The following is a 10463-nucleotide window of genomic DNA, read 5'->3' as shown; positions in this document are numbered from 1 at the left end:
AAGGCAGATGCTCTCCCAGCTGAGCTAATTCTCCTATCAAGTATGCCTGGCAATGTCCTACTCTAGCGGAACGTCAGTCCAACTACCATCGGCGCTAAGGAGCTTAACTTCTGTGTTCGGCATGGGAACAGGTGTGACCTCCTTGCCATTGTCACCAGACAATAACTTACTTAAATAAGTATATTACTAATTAATTAATTTTTCAATAGTTAATTTTACACTTTATTAAAATTCTTTTTACAAGTGTTTTACAAAATTAACTTTCGTTTTTGACGACTTTTATATCTTATAATAATCAAAGTCTAATGTCAACAAGTTTTTAAAGATTTTTTAAATTAATTTTTAAAAAGGATTTAATTTTTGAACACTCATAGTATACTACCATATCATATATATAATATCTAGTCTTTTTTAATTAATTTTCTTTTTTGTTTTTCATAAAAAAGCGTTGCTTACCTTAGCATGCAACGCTTTTAATTTATATTAATCTTATTTTTGTCTCATGTAAGGGAATAATAATACATCTCTAATAGATGGTGAATCAGTTAACAACATAACTAAACGATCAATTCCAATTCCTAGTCCGCCTGTTGGTGGCATACCATATTCAAGCGCTTCAATGTAATCTTCATCCATTTCATGAGCTTCATCGTTACCTTGTTCTTTTTCAACAAGTTGTGCTTCAAAACGTTCACGTTGATCGATTGGATCATTTAATTCTGTGAAGGCATTTGCATGTTCTCTACCTACAATAAACAACTCAAAACGATCAGTAAATCTTGGATCTTCTGGATTTTTCTTAGCAAGTGGAGAAATTTCAATTGGATGTCCATAAATAAATGTAGGTTGAATTAATGTTTCTTCAACTTTTTGTTCAAAGAATTCATTTAAAATATGTCCATATTTCATGTTTTCTGTAATTTCAATACCATGCGCTTTAGCTAATGCTTTAGCTTCTTCATCTGTTTTCACATTATAGAAGTTTACACCTGTAGCCTCTTTAACAGCGTCTACAATATGAAGTCGTTTCCAATCTGATTCTAAGTCAATTTCTTCGCCATTATATTGCACTTTTGCTGAACCTAATACAGTTTGTGCAATATATCTAACCATAGATTCTGTTAAATCCATAATATCATGATAATCGGCATATGCTTCATATAACTCTATCATAGTAAACTCAGGATTATGGCGTGTTGATACACCTTCATTACGGAATACACGACCAATTTCATAAACTTTTTCTAATCCGCCTACAATTAATCGTTTTAAATGTAACTCTATCGCAATGCGCATATATAACGTTGCATCTAGTGCATTATGATGTGTAACAAATGGTCGAGCTGCAGCACCACCAGCGATTTGATGCATCATTGGCGTTTCTACTTCTAAATAGCCTCTTTGATTTAAATAATTTCTCATTTCTTGGATGATTTTACTACGGTTAATAAATGTACGAGTACTATCTTGGTTAGTAATTAAATCTAGATAACGTTGGCGATATCTTTGCTCAATATCTTGTAAACCATGAAATTTATCAGGTAATGGTCTTAAAGCTTTAGATAATAATGTAAATGATTTTGCTTTTACTGATAATTCGCCAGTATTTGTTTTAAACATGACACCTTCAATACCTACAATGTCACCTAAATCCGTTGTTTTCCAAAGGTTATCAAAAGGTTCTTCGCCAATTTGATCTTTACGTACATAAATTTGAATTTGACCAGTTAAATCTTGTACATGCGCAAATCCCGCTTTACCTTTACCACGTTTTGTCATTAAACGTCCTGCAATAGAAACATGACTTTCATCTTCTTTTTCATGTAATTCTTCTTTAGAAAAATGATCCCATTTTTCTTTTAATTCACTTGCAGTAGCTGTACGTTCAAAGCGTTTACCAAACGGGTCAATTCCTAAATCAATAAGTTCTTGTAATTTTTGTCGACGAACCTGCATTTGGTCATTCATTTCTTCTGACATTACTCTCTCTCCTTTAAACTTCCTGTTTTACTATTAATGGATGTTATGTACTTATTAAAAATATTGTAAAATATTTTCCATTCATTATTTTATACATAGTCACATAGTTAAATTCTTAAAATATATTTATATTTTAAGAATTTAAGCACTTATCTTAGCACTTAGTCTTTATATTTCTTAACCGTATCATCTGGAAAAACTAAATCATGAATTTTCTGATTTAATCGTGGATTCTGTTTGTCCGATGCAATATCGTTCAACGGTATAAGTACAAAAGCACGTTCTTGCATTCGTGGGTGAGGTACACTTAAATTGTCTGTTTCAATAATATCATCACTAAATAATAAGATATCTATATCTAATGTTCTAGGACCCCAACGTATTTCTCTTACTCGATGCAGTTGTTGTTCAATGTCTAAACAATGCTTAAGCAATTGCTGAGGTGACAACTCTGTTTCAATCTCTAAACACAAATTCAAGAAATTAGGCTGGTCAGTATAGCCAATCGGTGCAGTTTCATATATCGATGATTGTTTTGTTACCTTTATACCCTTAATGTTTCCAATTAAATCAATTGCCTTAAGAAGTTGTTGTTTTCTATCACCAATATTACTTCCTAAACCTAAATATGCTTGTACCATTAACGATTCTCCCTCACTATTTCAATACCCACACCATCGTAATGACCAGGTATAGGTGGATTTTCTTTAGTGATTCTGACTTTCGTTTCCATTACACGATTATAGTGTGAATTTATACGTTTTGCAATACGTTCAGCTAGATGCTCGATTAAATTGCATGGTGGACCTTCAACAATATCTTTTACATCTTCAAATACTTCACCATAATGCACAGTATCTTTAACATTATCTGTCTGCCCCGCTTTTGATAAGTCTACTCTTAACGTTACGTCTACTAAAAAAATTTGACCTATTTCATTCTCAGCTGTGAGTGCACCATGATATCCATAAAACTTCATCCCTTTAAGAAAGATCATGTCGTTCATTTTCATTCTCCTTCAAAAAATCTATACCTTGAGCTAAACGTACATTTAATTGAACATTATGTACGCGAACTGCTTTTATGCCTTTCATTATACCATAGGCAGTAGTAGCAGCAGTGGCCTCATCTCTTTCTTTTGGTGTCGTATCAGTAGAAATCATCTCTCTAATAAAACGTTTACGACTTGTCGCTAATAAAACAGGATACTCTGTAGCAACTAATTCATCTAATCGAGCCATTACTTCATTTTCTTCTTTTCTACTTTTAGCAAATCCAATTCCAGGATCTAACCATATTTTATGTTTTGGAATTCCTGCCATTTCTGCTTTATTTGCTTGCTTTATAAGTGTTAATAGCATTTCTTCTACAACTGGTTGGTCACGGTGTCCATCTCCATTATGCATTAACACAATTTCCGCTTCATATTTAGCAACTACATCTAAAATATGAGGATCATATAATCCAGCCCATTGATCATTAATCATTGTGGCCCCTAATCTTAGACAAGCTTCAGCAACTTCACTGCGATATGTATCAATGGAAATTTGTACATTTAGTTTCACCAATTCTTCTACAACTGGCACGACACGTTGCATTTCTTCTTCTAAAGACACTTCTGTGTGCCCAGGTCTTGTTGATACGCCTCCTACATCAATAATATCTACGCCTTCATCAATCATTTCTTTAGCACGTGTAACTGCGTTATCAATTGAATTATACTGACCACCATCTGAAAATGAATCAGGCGTTACATTTAAGATTCCCATAATTTTTGTTTTACCCACTATCAATCATCCTTTGTTTTTTAAAATAAATATGTATACTCACATGATACACTCATTTAGTCTATATTTCAGTATTGTTAACTGAGAGAACCTTTATACTAAAAAATAAAATGGCTGATTTCGCCTTTTACGAAACCAACCATTTTTTATTTAAAACATGATATTCAAATATCAACTTATATTATCATTAGTCATCGAATGAATATAATGGTGTAGATAAGTAACGTTCACCATTACTTGGTAATACTGTTACAACTGTTTTACCTTTACCTAACTCTTTTGCTTTTTCGATTGCTGCATAAATTGCTGCGCCTGAAGAAATACCTGCTAAGATACCTTCTTCTTTAGCCACACGACGTGATGTTTCCATTGCAGTTTCATTACCAACTTTAATGATACTATCATAAATATTAGTATTTAAAGTATCAGGTACAAAGCCAGCACCTAAACCTTGTAATTTATGTGGACCAGGTTCTCCACCACTTAATACAGGAGATCCTTCTGGTTCAATTGCTACAATTTCAACGTTAGGATATTTCTCTTTTAAGACTTTACCTACACCAGATAGTGTACCGCCAGTACCAACACCTGCTAAGAAAGCATCAATTTGTTTGCCTTCAAATTGTTCAACTAATTCAGGACCAGTTGTTAATGCATGTACTTCAGGGTTAGCTGGATTTTCAAATTGTTGAGGTTCGAAATAACCATGTTCTTCTTTCAATTCTTTAGCTTTCTTAATAGCACCTTTCATTGCTTCAGATCCAGGTGTTAACACTAATTCCGCACCATATGCTTTTAATAAGTTGCGACGTTCAGAACTCATTGTTTCAGGCATAGTAAATACTGCTTTATAACCTTTAGCTGCACAAACAAATGCTAAACCAATACCAGTATTACCACTTGTTGGTTCTACAATTGTATCACCAGGTTTAATTTTTCCTTCTTTTTCAGCTTTTTCAATCATTGCTAAAGCAATACGGTCTTTTACAGAGCCACCTGGATTTTGATACTCTAATTTTACATATACATCTGCCGCATCTTCATCTACTACGTTTCTTAATTTTACTACCGGTGTGTTGCCAATAATTTGTGTAATATTTTCTACAGGTTTTTGTGCCATCGAAAAAACGCTCCTTTAACTTTCTAATTTAAAACTTAGTCTTTCTATCGGATATAACTATATTCTATCAGAATTTTCTAAAAAGACAAATATATTTCTTTAAATATGATGTAATATTTTACTCTCATTAGTTACATTTAGTTTTTCCCATAAAAAAAGAGCAATAAACATACGCTTATTGCTCATCAACATTCTACTATTGTTTTATTGTATCAAGTAGTTCTTGAAGTTCGCCTTCAGAATAATGATATTTATTTCCACAGAAATGACACACGGCCTCAGCACCATGATCTTCTTTAATCATATCTTCAATTTCTGCTTCACCTAAACCTTTAATTGCATTTAGGAATTTTTCATGACTACAATTACATTCAAATTGTGCATCCATTGTTTCCAAAATTTGTACATTCTCTTCACCTAAAATTTCATTTAAGATACCTTCTGGCGTTAAGCCTTGTTCAATCAATTTAGAAACGGGCTGCATTTGATTAATTGCATTTTCTAATTTAGTAATAGTTTCTTCTTTCGCACCTGGCATGACTTGTATAATAAATCCACCCGCTGCCTTAATAGAATTATCAGGGTTAACAAGCACCCCTAATCCTACTGATGACGGTGTTTGTTCACTTGTCGCAAAATAATAAGTGAAATCTTCTCCAAGTTCACCAGAAACGATTGGACTTGCCCCTGAGAAATAATCTTTCATTCCTACATCCTTAACGACTTGAATTGCACCCTCAGTACCTACTGCTCGTCTTACATCCAATTTACCTTGATCATTAAGTGGAAAATGGGTTTGAGGATGGTCAACATATGCCCGTACATTTCCTTGTGCATCTGCATCAGCAATAATTCGACCAATTGGGCCCTTACCATCTACTGTGACAGTAAGCTTTTGATCTCCTTTTAACATTGCCCCCATTAATAACGTTGCTGTCATTGTTCTCCCCATCGCTGCTGAAGCTGTAGGCCATGTATAGTGACGTGTTTGGCCTTCTTGAACTGATTCAGTTGTTAATGCAGCATACGCACGTACTTCTCCATCAAAAGCCAAAGATTTAACAATATAATCATGTGTCATTACTCTAATCTCTCCTTTATGTTATTTTATTTCGTTTGTTTCATTTATTTTAAAATCTAATATTAAATCCTTTATTAAGAATATCTATTTTACACTGCTTATTTAAGAATATGAAGTAACTTGCTCTAGCGTATATAATGCTCCTATATCATATTAAAAACTCTTTCGATTAAGGTTATTTAACCCGAGTCGAAAGAGTTTTTATGACTAACTATGATTCTCTATGATTTGAATCTGTTGGATGCTCTATATTTGGAGATTGTTCATAACCTGTTTCATCTCTATCATTTCGTTGTGAATGATTTTGAGATTGATTACGGTCTGAACGATGATTGTTTCTATCATGATCGATTCTGTCATCTTCTTTGCAGTCTTCTGCTTCATCTTTACGACCTTCTTCAAGTTGTTCTTCACGAATGTCATCATAAGATTTACCATATTTACCGTTTGAGAACTCAGAATCATCTCTATCTTCATCTTTTACCACTTTAGCTGCATCATAATCCACTGTTGGTAAAACACCATCATAGAATAATGAACGTATTTGTTCTGCTACTAGTGTTTCTTCAGTTAATAATGTTTTAGCAATCAGTTTCAATTGAGATTCATGTTCTAATAAAATTTGTTTACAACGTTCATATTGTTCTTTAATAATACGTTGAACTTCTTTATCAATTTCATAAGCAATTTGGCCTGAATAGTTAGGTTCACCTTGCATATCTTTACCTAAGAAGACTTGGCCGCCACCACTTGTAGAGAATTGTAAAGGTCCTAATTTCTTACTCATACCATATTCAGTGACCATTGAACGTGCAATTTGTGTTGCTCTTTCAAAGTCATTTGAAGCACCAGTTGATACTTCATGGAAGTTAATATCTTCAGATACACGACCACCTAAAAGACCACAAATTTTATCTAACAATTCTGGTTCTGTCATTAAGAAGCGATCTTGTTTAGGTAACATCATTGCGTAACCACCTGCTTGTCCACGAGGCACAATCGTTACTTTGTGTACAACTTCTGCTTCATCAAGTACCATACCAATGACTGTATGACCTGCTTCATGATGTGCTACAATATTACGTTCTTTATCAGAAATAACACGAGATTTTTTCGCTGGACCCGCAATCACTCGGTCTGTTGCTTCTTCAATATCACGCATATCAATTTTATTTTTACCTTCACGTGCGGCAATTAATGATGCTTCGTTCAATAGGTTTTCTAAATCAGCACCAGAGAAACCAGGCGTTCTTTGAGAAATAGCTTTTAAATCGACAGTTTCATCAAGTGGTTTGTTTTTAGCATGGACATGAAGAATCGCTTCACGGCCTTTAACATCTGGACGACCTACTTGAATTTGTCTATCGAAACGACCAGGACGTAATAATGCAGGGTCTAAAATGTCAGGACGGTTTGTTGCTGCAATCATAATGATACCTTCATTCTCACCGAAACCATCCATTTCAACTAATAATTGGTTAAGCGTTTGTTCACGTTCATCGTGCCCGCCACCAACACCTGCACCACGTTGACGACCAACAGCATCAATTTCGTCTATGAAAATAATACAAGGTGCATTTTTCTTAGCATTTTCAAATAAATCACGTACTCGACTTGCACCAACACCTACAAACATTTCAACGAAATCAGAACCACTGATTGAGAAGAATGGCGCTCCAGCTTCACCTGCAACGGCACGTGCTAATAATGTTTTACCTGTACCTGGTGGGCCTACAAGTAAGACACCTTTAGGGATTCTTGAACCCATTTTCTTAAATTTCTTATTATCTTTTAAGAAATCTACAATTTCAATTAACTCTTGTTTTTCTTCGTCTGCCCCAGCAACATCTGAGAAGCGAACACGACGTTTTTGGTTGTCGTACATTTTTGCTTTGGATTTACCAAAGTTCATCATACGACCTCCACCGCCGCCACCTTGTGCTTGGCTAAGGAAGAATATAAATAAGAAAGCAATAATTAATACAGGAATAAGCGTTGTCAACATACTGACAAAGACACTTTGTTTTTCTTCTTCTTTAACTGTAAAATCTAATCCTTTTTGGCTACGAGCTTCATTTGTTATTTGTTGTAAATCTTTTTCGTTATTGTATAAAATCGTTGAAGAATAATCTTCATCATTTTTAGTTTTACCACTTACCAAGTACACATTTTGTTCAGGTTGGATTTCTAAAGTTTTAAGATCACCTTTATCCAATTTCTCTACAAACTGTGAATAGGAAAGTTGTTTCGGTGTATTTCCATTACCATTGATATATGAGAAAACACCGAATATAATAACGCCAATAATTGCGATAACTAGCACATTGCGAAAAGCTTTCTGCATGCGTCATTTCCTCCTATTTCTATAATAAAGCTAACAAAGATTGTAACATAATCTAGCTTATAAAGGCTAGTATTTCAACTTTTGTAGCGCTTTTCTAATTCTAGTTAATTATTTTATATTCATCATTTACCCATTCTTTATTTCTAACTTTACATATCTATGTATAGTCGTTTCATAAAATGACAATTTTGAATATAAAATGAGTCTACACTAATTTACATCGTTAGTATAGTTATTATATTTAAAATTCTATTTAATGTATTTGTTAATACATTATAAAATTTTATTTATTATAAATTTCCGGTTTTAATGTACCAATGTAAGGAAGATTTCGATAATGCTCAGCATAATCTAAACCATATCCTACTACAAACTCATCAGGTATTTTTTTGCCAACGTATTTTGCTTCAATATCCGCTTTACGACGGTTCGGTTTATCTAACAATGTAACGATTTCTAATGAGTTAACTTTGCGTGATCGTAGTAATTCAGTAATTGATTTTAAAGTTGTACCTGTTTCTAGAATATCTTCAATAATAAGTACATCTTTGTTTTCAATAGAAGCACTTAAATCTTTTAAAATTTGTACTTCTCCTGTTGATTCTGTACCACCGTGATAACTTGAAACATCCATAAAATCAATTGCTAAATGTGTATCAATACGTTTGATTAAATCTGCCATAAACATAACTGAGCCTTTAAGGATACCAACACAAACAAGTGGTTTATCTTTGTAATCTCTCGTTAATTGTTCACCTAAATGTTTACAAATTTCTTGGATTTCTTCTTCAGTTAATAAAATATCTTTTAAATCATCTTTCATTTATGAGTCATCTCCAATTTTTTTAATATCTATTATATGTTTAAAACTTGTCGTCACATAAAGTTGGCCTATAGCAATCACTCGTTGTTTTGCATCTAAAATGATGGGTATTTGTGTACGTTCTATGCTATCAATTTTTTTATCAATCAATAAACGACTTACTTTTTTATGTCCATGACTACCATTTAACTTAAACTTATCTCCATCTCTACGTGTTCGAATCGTTAGAGGCCAATCGATTGCTTCATCATTCTCATTTGGATGAATTGTAATTAAATAATGACCAAATTGATATGTATAAGGATGCGTAACAATTTGTTCTTCAAGTAGAGAGTGTTCATAATGAGCCATTATTATAAATTTATCATATGCAATTTGAATTATCCATTTTTCAGTGAGGGGAATTTTAATTTGAGATTGTTTACTCTCAATTTGATCGAACCATTCATTATAATTTTTTTCTGAAAAAGATTTATTTAACTGAAGCATCTCAAATAAACGATCTAATAAAATCATTTTTGAAATTTCATCTAGTTGATTAAAAGACGCTCGAGATAATTGTATACGTTCTTCATTAAGGTGAATGTTAACATATTGTTCTATAAAACAACTTATTCGTTGTTGTGTAAGTTGTAATTGCATATCGTGCCAATGTTTCAACTTTAATAATTGTTCTACCTTGAAGTCCTTATTTTCATCAATAGCTGGTAAAAGCCGATTGCGAATGTCATTTCTTGCATATTTATTATGGTGATTAGATTCATCTTCATAAAAAGGAACATGGTGAATGGTTTGATACTGTTTTATATCATTTTTATATGTCTCTATCAGAGGACGACAAATAAAATAATGATTTCGCTCAGTACATTCACGCATCCCTAATGAATTGCGCGTTGATCGACCAGTAAAAACGCGATAAAAAATCGTTTCAAGTTGATCATTTAAATGATGAGCAGTTAATAAAACATCAGCATTTATCTTGCTCATCATCTCATCAAACCATTGATAACGTAAATCTCTCGCTTCAGATTGAATACTTTTTTCTTTTTCTACTGTTTCAGATAAATCTAACTGTTTAACATAACAGGGAATTTGATATTGCTTGCAGAATTGTTTAATAAATCCTTCTTCTTCGACAGATGCATCTCTTAAACCATGATTGACATGCAAGCACGTTATAGATTGATATGAATGTGATAAATCATTTAATAATTTATATAATAAACACATACTATCAATCCCTGTAGATACTGCAACAGCTAAATGATCCGTCTTTTTCCAAAGAGACGTTTTCACTTTCACATTACTGAACCTCCTGACTTAGGCTA

At 33.1% G+C, this 10463-nt stretch carries 9 protein-coding genes and 1 rRNA gene; all 10 read right to left on the bottom strand.

Going from position 1 to position 10463, the window contains the following annotated elements; genetic code table 11:
• Positions 1 to 44: 44 nt before the first annotated feature.
• Positions 45 to 159, bottom strand: a 5S ribosomal RNA gene (rrf, locus tag HMPREF2953_RS00190).
• Positions 160 to 489: 330 nt separating this feature from the next.
• On the bottom strand, positions 490 to 1980 hold the full coding sequence (lysS, locus tag HMPREF2953_RS00185) for a lysine--tRNA ligase (protein WP_070671220.1): 1491 nt from the start codon (positions 1978 to 1980) through the stop codon (positions 490 to 492).
• Between the two features lie 161 nt (positions 1981 to 2141).
• On the bottom strand, positions 2142 to 2621 hold the full coding sequence (gene folK, locus HMPREF2953_RS00180) for a 2-amino-4-hydroxy-6-hydroxymethyldihydropteridine diphosphokinase (protein WP_070671218.1): 480 nt from the start codon (positions 2619 to 2621) through the stop codon (positions 2142 to 2144).
• Positions 2621 to 2986 (bottom strand): dihydroneopterin aldolase, encoded by a 366-nt coding sequence (gene folB / locus HMPREF2953_RS00175; protein ID WP_049334915.1) that lies wholly within the window; start codon positions 2984 to 2986, stop codon positions 2621 to 2623. Before folB ends, folK begins: the two co-directional genes overlap by 1 nt.
• The gene (gene folP, locus HMPREF2953_RS00170) at positions 2964 to 3767 is read right to left on the bottom strand and encodes a dihydropteroate synthase (RefSeq protein WP_002449966.1); all 804 of its coding nucleotides are present in this window, start codon (positions 3765 to 3767) and stop codon (positions 2964 to 2966) included. Before folP ends, folB begins: the two co-directional genes overlap by 23 nt.
• 187 nt (positions 3768 to 3954) lie before the next feature.
• Positions 3955 to 4887, bottom strand: a complete 933-nt coding sequence (gene cysK, locus HMPREF2953_RS00165) for a cysteine synthase A (protein ID WP_002449949.1) — start codon at positions 4885 to 4887, stop codon at positions 3955 to 3957.
• A gap of 196 nt (positions 4888 to 5083) precedes the next feature.
• Positions 5084 to 5968, bottom strand: coding sequence for an Hsp33 family molecular chaperone HslO (gene hslO, locus HMPREF2953_RS00160; protein ID WP_002449956.1), 885 nt, complete (start codon positions 5966 to 5968; stop codon positions 5084 to 5086).
• A gap of 211 nt (positions 5969 to 6179) precedes the next feature.
• A complete protein-coding gene (ftsH, locus tag HMPREF2953_RS00155; RefSeq protein ID WP_070671217.1) occupies positions 6180 to 8312 on the bottom strand; it encodes an ATP-dependent zinc metalloprotease FtsH in 2133 nt (710 codons plus the stop codon).
• Positions 8313 to 8595: 283 nt separating this feature from the next.
• Positions 8596 to 9135, bottom strand: a complete 540-nt coding sequence (gene hpt / locus HMPREF2953_RS00150; RefSeq protein WP_002455836.1) for a hypoxanthine phosphoribosyltransferase — start codon at positions 9133 to 9135, stop codon at positions 8596 to 8598.
• Complete coding sequence (gene tilS / locus HMPREF2953_RS00145) at positions 9136 to 10437, bottom strand: tRNA lysidine(34) synthetase TilS (RefSeq protein WP_070671215.1); 1302 nt, start codon at positions 10435 to 10437, stop codon at positions 9136 to 9138. It abuts the gene before it with no gap.
• Positions 10438 to 10463: the final 26 nt, after the last annotated feature.

Source organism: Staphylococcus sp. HMSC072E01, assembly GCF_001814125.1.
Taxonomy (GTDB): domain Bacteria; phylum Bacillota; class Bacilli; order Staphylococcales; family Staphylococcaceae; genus Staphylococcus; species Staphylococcus hominis.
This window is presented reverse-complemented; position numbering and strand designations above follow the sequence as displayed.

What these genes read in the sequence shown, in the direction of transcription:
- hslO (WP_002449956.1), bottom strand. Translation starts at nt 5,968, where the DNA reads ATGACACATGATTATATTGTTAAATCTTTGGCTTTTGATGGAGAAGTA.
- ftsH (WP_070671217.1), bottom strand. Translation starts at nt 8,312, where the DNA reads ATGCAGAAAGCTTTTCGCAATGTGCTAGTTATCGCAATTATTGGCGTT.
- cysK (WP_002449949.1), bottom strand. Translation starts at nt 4,887, where the DNA reads ATGGCACAAAAACCTGTAGAAAATATTACACAAATTATTGGCAACACA.
- hpt (WP_002455836.1), bottom strand. Translation starts at nt 9,135, where the DNA reads ATGAAAGATGATTTAAAAGATATTTTATTAACTGAAGAAGAAATCCAA.
- folK (WP_070671218.1), bottom strand. Translation starts at nt 2,621, where the DNA reads ATGGTACAAGCATATTTAGGTTTAGGAAGTAATATTGGTGATAGAAAA.
- lysS (WP_070671220.1), bottom strand. Translation starts at nt 1,980, where the DNA reads ATGTCAGAAGAAATGAATGACCAAATGCAGGTTCGTCGACAAAAATTA.
- folB (WP_049334915.1), bottom strand. Translation starts at nt 2,986, where the DNA reads ATGAACGACATGATCTTTCTTAAAGGGATGAAGTTTTATGGATATCAT.